The following is a 14,853-nucleotide window of genomic DNA, read 5'->3' as shown; positions in this document are numbered from 1 at the left end:
CCTTGCGCGGCTGGACCTGCGCCCGTCGGTGCATCGTGCGACCGGGCCGCAAGCCTGTCGTGCCCTTGCGCGCGGCTGGTCCGAGCACTCCGCCGCGCCCGTCCCCTCATCGGCCACGGGTTCATTGGAGTCTGCCTTGTTCACACCCTTTTCCGACCTCGACGCACTGCTCGCCGACCTCGTCTCGTCCGTGCGCGAGATCCTCGGCCCCACCTACGTCGGCGCGTACCTCCAGGGTTCGTTCGCCCTGGGTGCGGGTGACGTCCACAGCGACTGCGACTTCATCGTCGCCTGCACCGAGTTGCCGTCCGGTGATCGCGAGGCCGGGTTGCGGCGGTTGCACGACGAGATCCCGACCCGTCCCGGCCGCTGGTCGACCGAGATCGAGGGCTCGTACGCGGACGTGGAGTCGCTGCGTTCGGTGGCGGGACTCGGGGTTCCATGGCTGTTCAACGACCACGGCACGCGAACCCTGGTGTGGGATCTGCACTGCAACAGCCCGCACGCCCGCTGGATCCTGCGCCACCACGGCATCGTGCTGGACGGCCCACCGATCACGTCCCTCGTGGACGAGGTGCCGGCGTCCGTGCTGCGCTCGTCGATGCTGGCCGAACTGCCGCACGTGCTCGACGGCATCCGGGAGTGGGCGCCGATGGGCAACGCGTGGTCGCAGCGCTACATCGTCTCGGCCTACTGCCGCACGCTCTACACCATCCACACGGGAGAGGTGGAGTCCAAGCGCGGCGCCCTGGTGTGGGCGAAGAAAATGCTCGATCAGCGGTGGCACCCGCTGATCGAGCAGGTCTTGCAGGACCGGGACCTCGGCTGGGACGCCGATGCGGTTCCACGGCCCGGATCCATGGAGGAGACCCTGGCTTTCTCCGCTTACGCGGAGGGTCTCCGGTTCTAGTTTTCGTGGGCGCGGCGGGGGCTCACGGGTACCCCCGCCGCGCTCTCCACGTGCCGAACACTGTGTTCCCGCCTGCTACCGCTTCGTGACCGGATCCCTTGGAACATCGGTGGAATCTGGTTCGTTCGTCTCGACAGGACACGCGGGAGGCGACGGTGTCGACTGTCTGCTGACGAACTCCGGGGAGGAGCCGGCTTCACCGACCGCGGCAGAGCGGGTGCTCTGCCACTAACGTCCCTCGGTCCGGTCACTGGTGCGGGAGGCTGTCCTTCGGGGTGCGTGTTCGGCTTTTCGCCCGTTCCTCTGCCGGCCCCCGACGTGCGGGGTGCGGAGGCCGATCATCGGACCGGGCTTGGTGGAACGGCCGTGCAGGGCATCGCCTTCGGGGTTGTCGGGGAGAGTCCACGACGACACCCAACACGGCCGGGCTTTTAGTTGTGTCAGACGGTTTCGAGCTGGTAGCTCGCTGGGGCGTGCACGGCCGCGACGAGTGCGTCCTGCACGACGTGCGCGTCCGGCAGGTTCCAGCCGCAGACCTGCGGCTTGACCCGCCAGTGCACAACACCGTGCGCCATGGTGGTGGGGGGCAGCGGGATGTACTCGCCCTTGCCGTAGAGGTGCACGTCCGCGTTGTTGGCCAGCTCGGCGGTGAGCGTCGAGCCGGACTTGACGAGGAACATCCAGCGGCCGGACGGGGTCGCGGCGATCGGCACGGGAACGCCGATCTGCCGCAGTGCCACGGCCGCACGGTGACCGAGGCCGGCGCCGACCTCGATCGCGTCGACGACGTGGCCGGTGGCGACGAGAAGGCTGTACGAGCGGCCCGCCCACCACGTGGCGACCTGGTCGGGACGGGTCCCGATGCGGTCCACCCAGTCGCGGTGCACGGGGATCGGGCCGTGGAGCTCGAGACCGCTGCGGCCCGCCCACTGCGTGACGCCGTTCTCCGAACCGGCCGGATAGGTGCCGGGCAGCACGGGCCAACCGCGGTACGCGAGGCTCACGGCCTCGGCCCGCAGTTCGATGCGGAAGGCCCCGCGCCAGCTATCCGACCAATCCATCTTCCGTCGCCTTCTTCCCAGGCTCTGACTCGACATCAACGTGGTGCCGGTGTTCGTAGGGACACCGCGTCGGTGCCGCCACTACAACTAACGACACCGGCACCGGCCTCCGTAACCCCCGCTCGACAACTGGTAGCTACGGAACGGCGAACGTCCTTTGCCAGACCGAGCAACTGAACTCCGCGCGTTTGGTTCGATCACCGTTCAGCATGTCCCGGCGGGTGTGTGAGCCCGCTCACCGCTGTGAGTCGACCGCTCGTCGTGCTCCAAACGGCACGATCTTCGGCCGGACCTGCCCTGGCGCGTGCGTTCACCGGGCCGAACGGCGTAATCACCGACACCTCCACAACCACCTCCCATCCGCTCACCGCGCAACTCGTCAGCTCCGCCCGGTTTTCCGATGCCACGAGTTCTGCCTGTTCACAAGCACTTTCGGCGCCGTCGACGAGGCGAGCGGCCGCGGCCAGCGCCGCCAGATCGGCGGCACCGGTCACCCGGTGCCGCGCGACGACCGCCGAACCGACGCGCGCACCGGCCACCACGACGATGATCAGCGACAACATCACCGCCACGCCGCTCACCGCAGCCGAACCCCGGTCGCAACCGGACCGTTCGCCGTTCATCGTGGCTCCGGCACGGCGAACGCCCGCGCGCTGAGCGGTAAGCCCAACGGTCCGCGTTTGCTGACCACGACCTCGACGGCGGCACCTTGTTCGTTGATCACAACGTTGGCAGCACCCACGATTCGTCCGGCGGCCTCTTCCCCGCGCTGCCGTTCCCCGCGTGCCGTGAGCCGCGCTGCCTCTCTCGCCGCGTCTGCGCACCGCATCTGCTCGGTGACCGCCGTCAGCCCGTTCGCCCCCAGCCACAGGACCACCAGCAACGCGGACACGGCGATCGCCGCCTCGACCGTGACCATGCCCCGATCGTCAGACCGACGACAGCGCACGCTGTATCAGCTCTTCCATCAGGTTCTCCATGAAGTCGCTGGTGACGAGCACGTACAGCAGACCGCCCAGCGCGGCCGCAGCCAACGTCCCGATCGCGTACTCCACCGTGCTCATCCCGCTGTCGTCCTGCAGCAGTTCCATCTGCTTCTCCTATCCGAGGAATTGACCGGCCAGCCCGAGCACCACCGGCGCGACGCCGAGGCACAGGAAGGCGGGCAGAAAACACAGTGCGAGCGGCGCCGCGACCGCGACCGCGGCCTTCTGCGCCCTGGCCTCGGCGGCGTCACCCGCGGCGGCCCTGGTCCGTTCGGCGAGTTCGGCGGTCTGCCGGGCCAGCGCCGCACCGGACCGCGCCGTCCGCCGCGCGGCCCTGGCCAGCGGCGCCGTCTCCGGACTGTCGAGTGCGGACGCCCACGCCGTGACCGGGTCGGCACCGAGCTTGAGCAACTCCGCGACCTGGCCGAGTTCCTTCATCCCGACCGCCTGGATCGCGGTGGGCACCGGCAACCCGGCTTTCAGGCAGGCGGCGAGCAGGTCCCAGGCCGCCGCCCGTTCGAACGGACCGTCCGGCTGCGCCGTCGTTCGCGGCGGGGCATGGGCTCTGGGCTTGAAACGATCACTCGATCGTCGTGGCGCCGGCGCGACGAGCACTGCCAGCGCGAGCAGGAGGAACGTCACGGCGAGACCTCCGTGATCCGCTGCGTCCACCACACTCCGGCTGCCGCGAGCACCGCACCCAGTGCAAGGAGGAACTGCCCCGCCCCGGTGCTCGTGAGGACGTGGAACGGCCTGGCACCGCTGAACTCGCCCAACAGGACACCGAGGACCGGCAGCACCGCCAGCACCATCGCGCTGGCCCGCGGCCCGGCCATCCGCGCGTGCACCTGCCGCCCGAACGCGGCCCGCTGATCGAGATCGCGCTTGGTGGCGTCCAGAACGTCCGCCAACGCCACACCGTGCTTCGCCGACACGTGCCACGCCCTGGCCAGCTGATCGGTGGCACTGCCGAGCAACGGCGGCTTCATCTCCCGCAACGTCCGCTCCACGTCACCACCCAGCCTCGACGCGGCCGCCGCCGCTCTCAACACTTCCTTCGCCGGCGCCGGGGTGTCCTCCGCCGCGCCTTCCGCCGCCTGGGCCGGGTGCGCGCCCGCTCGGAGTTCGTCGATCACACCACCGAGCCCGCTGCTCAACGCTTCCGTCGCCTGGCTGATCGCTTTGCTTCGCTTGTGCCGCTTGAGGATTCTCCACCCGGTCGCCGTCAGCACCGCTCCGGCGATCAGTCCACCAGCACCTGCCACGAGGTAGGTGATGGCCGCCGCCGCTGCGAGCCAGACGTACTGCGGCACAACGATTTCGCGCTTGGTTAGTGGTCTCAGTCTTCGGATCGGCTCGAGTCGTGGCCAGACGAGCAATGCCGTCGCCAGCAACAGAAGGCTCACCACAGCAACTCCTTCGCCAGCCACCCGCGGTCCCTCGTCCAGACAGGACGAACCTCCAGCTCTGGCCCGAACACCCCGATCTCGTTGAGATATCTGGTGTTCACGTCCCGGCGCATGTGCAGCACGACCCGCACCGCCGCCGAGACCTGACTGCGCAACGCCTGCGGCGAAAGCCCGCCCAGCGCCCCCAACGCCTCGAGCCGTGCGGGCACCTCCGCCGGCGAGTTGGCGTGCAACGTCCCGGCGCCACCTTCGTGCCCGGTGTTCAACGAGGTGAGCAACTCCCGCACCTCAGCCCCGCGCACCTCGCCGACCACGATCCGGTCGGGCCGCATCCGCAAGGCCTCCCGCACCAACTGCCGGGTGGTGACCTCGCCGGCCCCCTCGACGTTCGCCGGCCGCGCGGTGAGCCGCACGAACTGCGGATGGTCGGGGTTCAGCTCACTGGCGTCCTCGACGCACACGATGCGTTCCGTCGGCGGCACACACCCCAGCAACGCCGACAACAACGACGTCTTGCCCGACCCGGTCCCGCCGATCACCAGAAACGCCAGCCGCTGCTCGACGATCGCCCGCAACGCGGCGGCGATCTCGGCATCGAACGTGCCGAGTTCCCGCAGCGCCTCGAGATCGTGCGTCGCCGGCCTGAGGACGCGCAGCGACAGGCAGGTGCGGTCCGCGATGGGCGGCAACACCGCGTGCAGCCGCACCCCGCTCCCTGGCAACCACCCGTCGACGCAGGGAGAGGCGCCGTCGAGCCGCCGCCCCGCCGCCACCGCCAGCCGCTGCGCGAGGCGCCGGACCGCGTCCTCGTCGGGAAAGGTGATGCCGGTGCGGCGCAGGCCCGTCGTGCCGTCGACCCACACCTGGTCCGGCGCGGTGACGAGGACGTCGGTGGTGCCGGGGTCGTCGAGCAGCGGGTCGAGGGGGCCGGCACCGCTGAACTCCTGGCGGAGCACCTGGAGTGCTTCGAGGACGTCGGAGTCGGCGAGGACGCCGCCTGCTTCGGAGCGGACCGCGTGGGCCACTACGGCCGCTGTCATCTCCATGTCGGTGCCGGCCAGGCGGTGGCGGACCCGGTCGATTAGGGCGGAGGTCATGTCACGCACCTCGCCGACTCGGTGCGGTGAGGTGCGGGATGTGGGGTGGGCACGGTGTGTTCCTCCTGGGCACGGCACTTGTGGGCTGAGGCGTGGTGTGAGTGGGGTGGGTGACGGCGCGAGTGAGCGGAGGCAGAGCACGAGCAGGCTGGGTGGCGACGCGGTGAGGGGCTGGGTGGCGATGCGAGCGGGCTGGGTGGCGACGCGAGCGGGCTGGGTGGCGACGCGGTGAGGGGCTTGGGGCGTCGTCACGCCAGAGGGCGCGCGTGATGTCGCAGTGGGAGCTTTGATCGCTGCCGCAGGAGAGGGTCGCGGAGGTCAGGTCGCTGCCTCCGGGCGGCGGGCGTGGCGGCCGTAGGTGATCTCGCGGCCCGTCAGGCGGAGCCAGGTTTCCTGGCACCAGATGAGGAAGCGGTTCACTTCGGCTCCTCCTTCTTGAAGACGTAGCGGGGTGGGTAGAGGCGGCCGTAGACGACGAGGTTGCGCAGCATCCGGCCGAGGATGCGGAGGAGGATCACGGCTGAGTTCCTTCCGTGCGAAGGGATCTCGTGGCGAAGTCCAAGCTGGGCGCCGGACGAGACGAGCCCGGAACCCTTCAGGAGCAAGAAGATCCGACGTCGGCCGCTGGACGGGGCTGCGGAACCTCTCCCGCGCCGAACACAGGCACGCAACCGCACCCGGTGCAGTCCGGCTCGGGGTCGGTGTCTGCTGGGGAAGGCGCCAGGTAGTCGGCCTCGTCGAGCACGACCGGCGCGGCCGTCATGGGCGGAGCTCCTTCAGCACCGCTCGGGCCGCGGTCGCCAGCGGGCCCTTCGGGTTGCGGGGGAAGCGGCCCCGTTCCAGCACTTCGGCGAGGCCCGGTTCGGGGCGCATCGAGGTGAGCAGGGGGACGCCGATCACGTCGGCCATCTCGGACGGCTGGAGGTTGCCCGGGGACGGGCCCCGGACGACGAGGCGGAGGGTGCGGCCGTTCGTCAGGAGGTGGGTGGCCACTCGGCTGGCTGCCGCTGTGGCTCTCACCTCGGCCGGCACCACCAGGACTGTCAGGTCTGTGCGGTCCAGGGCCGCGGAGGCTGAGGCCGTCGGGAAGCGCGGGAGGTCGCAGATCACCGTGCAGCCTGCTCGGCGGCCCGCGTCGAGGACTGCTGCCACGGCTGCCGGTTCCGGGTCGGGGGCTGAGCGGTCGCAGGCCAGGACGCTCAGGTTGCCCGAGGTGGGGAGGGCTGAGCGCAGCGCCGACATCGGGACCCTGCCGCCGGTGGCGTGCACTCCCGGCCAGCGGGCGCCCTGGTCCGACTCGGTGCCCAGGGCCAGGTCTATGCCGCCGCCCAGCGGGTCGCAGTCGACGAGCATCGCTTCGCCGCCCAGGGCCACTGCCTCGCGGCCGCAGGCTATGGCGAGGGTCGAGGCTCCCGCGCCTCCCCTGCCGCCGATGAACGACACGACCCTGCCGCGGTCCGACGGTGGGCCCTCGCCCAGGTCGGTCAGGGCCGTCACCAGGGAGCGGCCCTCCACCGGGAGTTCCAGGACGCCGTCTGCTCCCAGGGCCACGGCCGGAGCCCAAGGCGGGTCGCCTCCGTGGACCACCAGGACGCCCGTGCGGCGGGGGAAGCCCGCGTCCAGGCAGGCCGAGACCGCTGCCGGGTCCAGGAGGACCAAGGGGGCCGTGTGCCACTGCGAGCGCAGCGAGGTGACGTCGGGTGCGCAGGAGAGCGGGCAGTCGGCTGCGGCGGCCACTCGGAGGACCTCGTCGAGGAGGTCCTGGTCCGTGAGCAGGGCGATGGGGTGGGTCATGGGATCGACGGTGGTCGGTCGTGATGAACGACACAACGGGGTGAAGATCTACATGTGGACAAATCAGCGACTGTGGACAAGTCGCGATCTTGAAAGCCTTGGGAGACCGGAAGTGTCGGACCCGTGTGCGACGCTGGAGGGTTGGGCGCACGCCACGAAGACCAAGGCGAAGAAGAGCAGGAGAGGTCCAGTCACGACCGCGTGGAAACGGGGTCCGGATATGGGACGACCCCCGTCAGGGGGGAGGGACGGGGGTCGTCAATGGTTCAGTCCCGGGGGGTCGGACTGAACCCGTCCGTCGAACCGGACTCTCCTACTGTATCCCCAAGCGCCAGTGCCGCGCGCAACTTCCGCAACAGCTGAGGGCCAAGTTTCCGTAACCGTGGCGCACAAGGGTTTCGTACACGAACGAAATGCCGCCCGAACGGCCTACTGACGAGTACACCTAAGCTGACGTACATGAGCCGGATCGCCGCCTTCTTCGACCTCGACAAGACCGTGATCGCGAAGTCGAGCACGCTGGCGTTCAGCCGACCCTTCTTCCAGGAGGGGCTGATCAACCGGCGCGCGGTCCTGAAGAGCGCATATGCGCAGTTCGTGTTCATGCTCGCGGGCGCGGACGCGGATCAGATGGACCGCATGCGCGCGCACATCACGGCGCTGGCCGCCGGCTGGGACGTCGAGCAGATCCGCAGCATCGTCAACGAGACGCTGCACGACATCGTCGACCCGCTCGTTTACAAAGAAGCGACGCAGTTGATCGCCGACCACAAGGCGGAGGGCCACGACGTCGTCATCGTCAGCGCGTCCGGCGAGGAACTGGTCGCCCCCATCGCCCAGATGATCGGGGCGGACTACAGCGTCGGCACGAAGATGGTGATCCAGGACGGCCGCTACACCGGCGACGTCGACTTCTACTGCGCCGGCGACAACAAGGCGGTCATGATCAAGCAGCTCGCCGCGGAGCACGGCTACGACCTCACGAAGAGCTATGCCTATTCGGACAGCGTCACGGACCTGCCGATGCTCGAGGTGGTCGGCCACCCGACGGTCGTGAACCCGGACCGGGGCCTGCGCCGCGTCGCCGTCGAGAAGGACTGGCCGATCCAGCAGTTCGTCGACCCGGTGAGCCTGCGCGGCCGCATCCCCACGCCCTCGGGCAGGGCGGTCGCGGTCACGGCCATCAGCCTCGGTGCCGTCGCGGCGGCCGGAGCGGCCTGGTACGGCCTGCGCCGCAAGCGGAACAGCGGCTGAAGTCAAGCCCCCGCGGGCACGAAGCACCGAGAAGTGAGGGGTACCGGCGAGTAGCGGCAACGCCCCGCGCACGTGGTGCCCCGGTGAGTGCACGGCACCGCCCGCACGGCGGTACCCGAACGCGAACACGGCCTCACAAATCCAGAAACGCCAAGACTTTCACTACTGAACGTGGCTTGAACGGTGCACCCGTCCGAGCCCTTGCTGTGACCGGGCCCACGCACTTAAATGGGTGGTGCGGACCTCGGGTCGGCCAGGGACCAGACGAAGAGAAGTCAGGATCCACCCCGGCCAAGCTCCGTGCGCGGACTTCGAGTACCCACGCGCAGCACGCCGCGGGAGGCTTGTCGTCTAGGGCCTGCGTACCGGGACGCCGGACGCCGAGGCCAGGGTTGTACGACTGGAGTTGCACGCTTGGTAACTCGCAAGCCCGCGCTGAAGACGGGGCACCCTTTCGAGGGTGCCCCGTCTGCTTGTTTCGGGGAAAACCCTCCGAACGGCACAATGGCCACCCGTTGACCCACCCCACGGTCGTGGGTAACTTGCGAAATACGCCAGTTATCTGTGGGAACATCACCGGGAGGCACTTCCAAGTGCGGAAAATCGCCGCGTTGACGCTGGTCACAGCCATGGTCGCCCTCACGCCGGTGGCGAGAGCGGACGCCTCGGTGACCACGCTCCGCGGGATGTCGCTGGAACAGAAGGTCGGCCAGCTCTTCGTCACGTACGTCAACGGCCAGGCCGCCGACGTCCCGCACCCCAAGAACCAGCCCGACTTCGGAGTGGCGACGGCCGCGGACATGGTGCGCAAGTACCAGCCCGGCGGCGTCATCTACTTCAACAACTCGAGCCGCGACAACATCGACACCCCCAGACAGATCGCGCAGCTCTCCAACGGCCTGCAGAAGGCCAGCAAGGTCCCGCTGCTCATCTCGATCGACCAGGAGATGGGCGTCGTCACGCGGATCGGCCCGCCGGCCACCCAGTTGCCGGGCAACATGGCCCTCGGCGCGGGCAGGAGCACCAAGGACGCCGAAGAGGCGGCCCGCATCACCGGCCAGGAACTGCGCGCGATGGGCATCAACCAGAACTTCGCGCCGGACGCCGACGTCAACTCCAACCCGGCGAACCCGATCATCGGCGTGCGCAGCTTCAGCAGTGACCCGTTGCTCGCGGCCGACATGGTCGCCGCCCAGGTCCAGGGCTACGAGGGCCGCCGCTGGTTCGACATGACCTCGGTGACCTCGACCGCCAAGCACTTCCCCGGCCACGGCGACACGTCCGAGGACAGCCACACCGCCCTGCCGGTCTCGAACCGCAGCCTCGACCAGTGGCGCCAGATCGACGCGCCGCCGTTCAAGGCCGCCATCGCCGCCAAGATCGACTCGATCATGACCGCGCACATCCAGGTGCCGCAGATCGACCCGTCGGGCAACCCGGCCACGCTCAGCCCGAAGATCATCACGGGCCTGCTGCGCGACGAGCTGAAGTACGACGGTGTGGTCGTCACCGACTCGCTGGAGATGGCGGGCGTGCGCAAGCTGCACTCCGACGCGGAGATCCCGGTGCTGGCCATCAAGGCGGGCGTCGACCAGCTGCTGATGCCTCCGAACCTCGGCGTCGCGATCGACAGCGTCGTCAAGGCGGTCCGCAGCGGTGAGCTCACCGAGCAGCGCATCGACCAGAGCGTCCTGCGCATCCTCAAGATGAAGCTCCTGCGCGGCGTCATGCTCACCGCCGACGTCGACGAGAACAAGGTCGACCAGGTCGTCGGCTCCAACACCGAGGCAGCGCAGAAGATCGCCGACCGCACCATCACGGTCGTCCGCAACGACGGCCAGGCGCTTCCCCTGAACGCCACCGCTCCCCTGGTCGTCGGCACCAGCGACGCGACCACGAGCGCCCTCGCCACCAGGCTCAAGGGCACCAAGTTCGTCACCTCGACCAGCCCCACGGCCGGCCAGATCCAGCAGGCCGTGGCAGCGGCGGCGAACGCGGACAAGATCGTCGTGCTGACGAACAACGCGAGCACCAGGGCCGCCCAGATCGACCTGATCAACCAGCTCGCCGCCACCGGCAAGCCCGTCGTCGCGGCCGCCACCGGCAACCCGTACGACGTCGCCCACAGCAACGCCAAGACGTGGCTCGCCACCTACTCGACGACCACGGTCTCGATGGAGGCACTGGCCAGGGTCCTGCTCGGCGAGGTGAAGCCGCAGGGCAAGCTGCCGGTCGACGTGCCGGGCCCGACCCCCTACCCGTTCGGACATGGGGTGACCTGGTGAGAAGGCGGAGCTTCCTCGCGGCAGGCGCCCTGTCCGTCCCCCTCGTCAGCGCCGGCACGGCCACCGCGGCCCCGAAGCTCGCCACCGCCGCCGAACAACTCGCGCAAGACGGCTGGCGCAAGCTCAAGGGCCGCAAGGTCGGCGTGCTCACGAACCCGACTGGCATCCTCAAGGACCAGACCCACGTCGTCGACTCGATGGTCGCCCACGACGCCAAGCCGACCGCCGTGTTCGGCCCAGAACACGGCTTCCGCGGCACGGCACAAGCAGGCGGCTCCGAAGGCGACTACGCGGACCCACGCACCGGTATCCCGGTGTACGACACGTACCAAGCCAGTCCCGCGAAGATCAAGCAGATGTTCACGAAGGCGGGCGTCGACACGATCGTGTTCGACATCGCGGACGTGGGCGCGCGTTTCTACACCTACATCTGGTCGCTGTACCAGGCGATGGAAGCGGCCGAGGGCCTGGACTTCATGGTCCTCGACCGCCCGAACCCCATCGGTGGCACCGCCAACGGCCCGCAGCTCGACCCGGCCTACGCGACCTTCGTCGGGCTGAAGCCGATCGTGCAGCAACACGGCATGACGGTCGGCGAACTGGCTCGCTTCTTCGTGGGCGAGTTCGGCCTCAAGACCAAACTCGACGTGGTGAACGTCCGGAACTGGCGGCGCAATCAGCTCGACACGGGCCTGCCGTGGGTCCCGCCGAGCCCGAACATGCCGACCCAGGACACCGCGCTGGTCTACCCCGGCACGTGCCTGTTCGAGGGCACGGTCCTGTCCGAGGGTCGCGGCACCACCCGCCCGTTCGAAACGGTGGGCGCGCCGGGCATCGACTGGCGCTGGGCCGAGGCGCTGAACGCCCTGGACCTGCAGGGCGTCCGGTTCCGCGAGACCTACTTCTCGCCGACGTTCAACAAGTTCCAGGGCAAGACCTGCGGCGGGGTGACCCTGCACGTCACCGACCCGCGGAGGTTCGACGCCATCAGGGCCGCCGTGGCCATGCTGATCACCGCGAAGTCGTTGTACCCCGCCGTGTTCGCGTGGCGTCCCGACAACTGGATCGACAAGCTCAGCGGCTCCGACCGGCTGCGGAAGATGATCGACGCCCAGGCACCCCTGGACGAGGTCGTCGGCGCGTGGCAGCAGGAGCTCCAGCAGTTCCGCCGCACCCGCCTGCCCTACCTGCGCTACCGGTGAGGACGACATGCTCATCCCTGCCCTGGCCGTCGCACTCGTGACGACGGCGGTCCCCGGCCACTTCGACCAGCCCCAGGACGGCTTCGCACAGCAGTGGACGACGCTGCGCCGGTCGAACCCGTTCTGGGCTGGCCTCGACCCGGAGCCGGTCAACACGGCCCTGCGTCAGCTCCGCGAGTTCACGAAACCCCAGGCCAACGGCAAGCCGCTGTACGCCGGCGCGGTCACGATGTACGTGCACGACGGCAAGATCGTCACGCACGACCGCACGGGCTACGCGGTCCTCTATGAAGACCAGCAGACACAACTGCCTGAAGAACAACGCGTCCCGATGCAGAAGGACACGATCTTCGACTTCGCCTCCATCTCCAAGCTCTTCACGTCGATCGCGGTGATCCAGCAGGTCGAGCAGGGCCGGGTGAGCATCGACGAACGCGTCGCCACCTACCTGCCCGAGTTCGGCGTGAACGGCAAGGAGAACATCACCGTCAAGCAACTGCTCACACACACGAGCGGCCTCGAACCGTTCATCCCATTGTGGCAGAAGTACCCGGACGCTCCGTCACGCATCAAGGCCGTAATGGACGTGAAGCCGAAGTCCACGCCCGGCACCACATACGTCTACTCGGATCTGAACCTGATCACGCTCGGCGAGCTGGTCTTCAAGGTCAGCGGCAAGAAGCTCAACCAGGCAGTCAGGGACGGCATCACCAAGCCGCTCAACATGAAGGACACCGGCTACAACCCGACGGCCAAGAACCGCACGGCCGCAACGGAGTTCCAGACGGCACCACCGCGCGGCATGGTCCGTGGCGAGGTGCACGACGAGAACGCGTGGTCCCTCGGAGGAGTAGCAGGCCACGCCGGTGTCTTCGGCACGGCGAAGGACCTCGCCATCCTCGGCCAGACGATCCTCAACGGCGGCACGTACGCGGGCCGACGCATCCTGACCGAGCACTCCGTCGAGCTGATGCTCACGAATTTCAACCAGCAGTTCCCGGACAACGCCCACGGCCTCGGCTTCGAGCTGAACCAGCGCTGGTACATGGGAGCGTTGAGCGGCCCGGGAACCGCGGGGCACACGGGCTACACCGGCACGTCGTTCGTGATCGACAAGGCCTCGCGCTCGATCGTGGTCCTGCTGACCAACCGCGTGCACCCGAGCCGTGACTGGGGCAGCGTCAACCCGGCCCGTCGCGCCGCGGCCGACGGCCTGGCGAACGCACTCGCCGTGAAGTCACACGGAAAGCAGTGGCGGGCAACGACTTCCGGCGGCACCCTCACCGCGGAACGTCCGGTCGAGGTCTTCGTCGACGTCGACAAGGGCGACAAGCTCACGATCCAGCACTGGAACGGCACGGACTGGCAGGACGCGCGCACCATCACCACGACCGAACGTCGTTGGGTGCCAACGGAGTCCGTGAAGAGCAGGTTCGTCTACACCAAGGCCGGCCAGTACAACGGCCGCGGCGTCTACGTGCACGCACGCGGCGACGTCACGGCCGAAGGCTGGTCAGTGGCACGCCGCTAGCACTTCGGCAAAGCTGTCGAGCGCCCGTGGAAACGCGGGCGCTCCGAAGCTCACCACGATCCCTGTGCGGTCGTCGTCGCTCAGCTCGTGCCGGAACGACGAGAGAGGGCTGACCTCGATCCCACGTTCGCGCGCGGTCTCGACGATCGCGGTTTCGTGAGGCGTGTCAAGCACTGCATGCATCCCGGCCGCGATGCCGGACACCGACGCGTACGGCGAAACAGCCTCCACGAGCCGGTCACGCCGCCGTTGGTACTTGAGCCGCATCCGCCGCACATGGCTGTCGTAGGACCCGGCCTCCAGAAAGTCGGCCAACGTCAACTGGTCGAGCATGCTGATGTGCTGTTCACGATCGGTCTTCAGCGCCAGGATCGGATCCACGAACCGGTCCGGCAGCACCATCCACGCGATCCGCAACGCCGGTGACAACGCCTTGCTGGACGTGCCGAGATAGGCGACGTGCTCCGGGTCCAGCCCCTGCACGGCACCGACGGGCTGCCGGTCGTAGCGGAACTCACCGTCGTAGTCGTCTTCCAGCACAAGGCCGCCCACACGCCGTGCCCACTCCACGGCCGATGCGCGCCGACGAGGGTGCAAGGGACCGCCCAACGGGAACTGGTGCGCGGGCGTCATCACGCAGGCACGCAGGTCGTCAGGTAGTTGTTCGGTGTTCGCACCGTGGTCGTCCACCGCCAACGGCACCGTCGACGTCCACAGCGACCGGTGGAAGTCGAGCCCGTACTCCTCGACGACCACGGGCGGTTTCAGCAGCTTGTCGAACATCTGGACAGCGCCGCCGAAGCCCGAGCACACCACGATCCGTTCGGGATCGGCCCGCACGCCCCGAGCCCGCGCCAGGTACTCGGCCAGCGCCGTCCGCAGCTCGATCCGCCCCTGTGGATCCCCCGGCCCGAACGCTTCCGAGGGCGCCGCCGTCAACGCCCTCCGCGTCGACCGGATCCACTCGGCGCGGGGGAACTCGGTGACGTCCGGCGTGCTCACCCGCAGGTCGAACCGCACGTCCGCTCCGGCCACCGGGCGCGTCACCGGCTGCGGAGGCGAGACCCGTTGGGCGACAACGGTCCCCGAGCCCTGACGCGCGGTCAGCCACCCCTCCGCCACCAGCTCGGCGTACGCCTCGGCGACGGTGTTCCGCGCGATCCCCAGGTCGGTGGCGAGCGACCGCGAGGCGGGCAGCCGGGTCCCCGGAGGCAGCCGGGCCGACCGGACCGCCTCACGCAGCGACGCCGTCAACCTGTGCCGCAGGCCACCCGGACCGGACAGGTCCAGGTGGAAGTCGAGATTGGCCCACGATTCCACGTGA

The 14,853-nt window shown here is 69.0% G+C and carries 15 protein-coding genes; 5 read left to right on the top strand and 10 right to left on the bottom strand.

Annotated features, from left to right (window positions below; genetic code table 11):
- Positions 1-136: 136 nt before the first annotated feature.
- Positions 137-910, top strand: a complete 774-nt coding sequence (locus PV646_RS12535) for an aminoglycoside adenylyltransferase domain-containing protein (protein ID WP_500341578.1) — start codon at positions 137-139, stop codon at positions 908-910.
- Positions 911-1,350: 440 nt separating this feature from the next.
- On the opposite strand, the gene PV646_RS12530 is transcribed toward PV646_RS12535, so the two are convergent.
- The 9 genes from PV646_RS12530 to ssd form a co-directional block, all read right to left on the bottom strand.
- Positions 1,351-1,971 carry a bifunctional DNA primase/polymerase gene (locus PV646_RS12530; RefSeq protein ID WP_500341577.1) on the bottom strand — a complete coding sequence of 207 codons (621 nt, stop codon included), beginning with the start codon at positions 1,969-1,971 and terminating at the stop codon, positions 1,351-1,353.
- Positions 1,972-2,168: 197 nt separating this feature from the next.
- The gene (locus tag PV646_RS12525; protein ID WP_500341576.1) at positions 2,169-2,594 is read right to left on the bottom strand and encodes an Rv3654c family TadE-like protein; all 426 of its coding nucleotides are present in this window, start codon (positions 2,592-2,594) and stop codon (positions 2,169-2,171) included.
- On the bottom strand, positions 2,591-2,890 hold the full coding sequence (locus PV646_RS12520) for a TadE family type IV pilus minor pilin (RefSeq protein ID WP_500341575.1): 300 nt from the start codon (positions 2,888-2,890) through the stop codon (positions 2,591-2,593). Before PV646_RS12520 ends, PV646_RS12525 begins: the two co-directional genes overlap by 4 nt.
- Positions 2,891-2,900: 10 nt before the next feature.
- Positions 2,901-3,062, bottom strand: coding sequence for a DUF4244 domain-containing protein (locus PV646_RS12515; RefSeq protein WP_500341574.1), 162 nt, complete (start codon positions 3,060-3,062; stop codon positions 2,901-2,903).
- A gap of 9 nt (positions 3,063-3,071) precedes the next feature.
- A complete protein-coding gene (locus PV646_RS12510; RefSeq protein ID WP_500341573.1) occupies positions 3,072-3,599 on the bottom strand; it encodes a type II secretion system F family protein in 528 nt (175 codons plus the stop codon).
- Positions 3,596-4,363 carry a type II secretion system F family protein gene (locus PV646_RS12505; protein ID WP_500341572.1) on the bottom strand — a complete coding sequence of 256 codons (768 nt, stop codon included), beginning with the start codon at positions 4,361-4,363 and terminating at the stop codon, positions 3,596-3,598. The genes PV646_RS12510 and PV646_RS12505 overlap by 4 nt, the downstream gene beginning before the upstream one ends.
- Positions 4,360-5,463, bottom strand: coding sequence for a TadA family conjugal transfer-associated ATPase (locus PV646_RS12500; protein ID WP_500341571.1), 1,104 nt, complete (start codon positions 5,461-5,463; stop codon positions 4,360-4,362). Before PV646_RS12500 ends, PV646_RS12505 begins: the two co-directional genes overlap by 4 nt.
- A 595-nt stretch (positions 5,464-6,058) precedes the next feature.
- A complete protein-coding gene (locus tag PV646_RS12495) occupies positions 6,059-6,226 on the bottom strand; it encodes a hypothetical protein (protein WP_500341570.1) in 168 nt (55 codons plus the stop codon).
- A complete protein-coding gene (ssd, locus tag PV646_RS12490; RefSeq protein WP_500341569.1) occupies positions 6,223-7,257 on the bottom strand; it encodes a septum site-determining protein Ssd in 1,035 nt (344 codons plus the stop codon). Before ssd ends, PV646_RS12495 begins: the two co-directional genes overlap by 4 nt.
- A 459-nt stretch (positions 7,258-7,716) precedes the next feature.
- Between ssd and PV646_RS12485 the strand changes: the two genes are divergently transcribed.
- The 4 genes from PV646_RS12485 to PV646_RS12470 all read left to right on the top strand — a co-directional run bounded on the left by PV646_RS12485 (position 7,717) and on the right by PV646_RS12470 (position 13,529).
- Positions 7,717-8,511: an HAD-IB family hydrolase gene (locus PV646_RS12485; RefSeq protein ID WP_500341568.1), complete on the top strand. Its 795-nt coding sequence runs from the start codon at positions 7,717-7,719 to the stop codon at positions 8,509-8,511.
- 611 nt (positions 8,512-9,122) lie between these two features.
- On the top strand, positions 9,123-10,796 hold the full coding sequence (locus tag PV646_RS12480; protein WP_500341567.1) for a glycoside hydrolase family 3 protein: 1,674 nt from the start codon (positions 9,123-9,125) through the stop codon (positions 10,794-10,796).
- Complete coding sequence (locus PV646_RS12475) at positions 10,793-11,998, top strand: exo-beta-N-acetylmuramidase NamZ family protein (protein ID WP_500341566.1); 1,206 nt, start codon at positions 10,793-10,795, stop codon at positions 11,996-11,998. Before PV646_RS12480 ends, PV646_RS12475 begins: the two co-directional genes overlap by 4 nt.
- 7 nt (positions 11,999-12,005) lie before the next feature.
- On the top strand, positions 12,006-13,529 hold the full coding sequence (locus PV646_RS12470) for a serine hydrolase domain-containing protein (protein WP_500341565.1): 1,524 nt from the start codon (positions 12,006-12,008) through the stop codon (positions 13,527-13,529).
- Here the strand turns inward: PV646_RS12470 and pdxR are convergent.
- Positions 13,512-14,849 carry a MocR-like pyridoxine biosynthesis transcription factor PdxR gene (gene pdxR / locus PV646_RS12465; RefSeq protein WP_500341564.1) on the bottom strand — a complete coding sequence of 446 codons (1,338 nt, stop codon included), beginning with the start codon at positions 14,847-14,849 and terminating at the stop codon, positions 13,512-13,514. The two genes, PV646_RS12470 and pdxR, sit on opposite strands and share 18 nt — an antisense overlap.
- Positions 14,850-14,853: the final 4 nt, after the last annotated feature.

This window comes from Streptomyces sp. ID05-26A, assembly GCF_033794685.1.
Classification (GTDB): domain Bacteria; phylum Actinomycetota; class Actinomycetes; order Mycobacteriales; family Pseudonocardiaceae; genus Lentzea.
The sequence above is the reverse complement of the archived record's forward strand: the minus strand, read 5'-3'. Positions and strand labels throughout refer to the sequence as shown.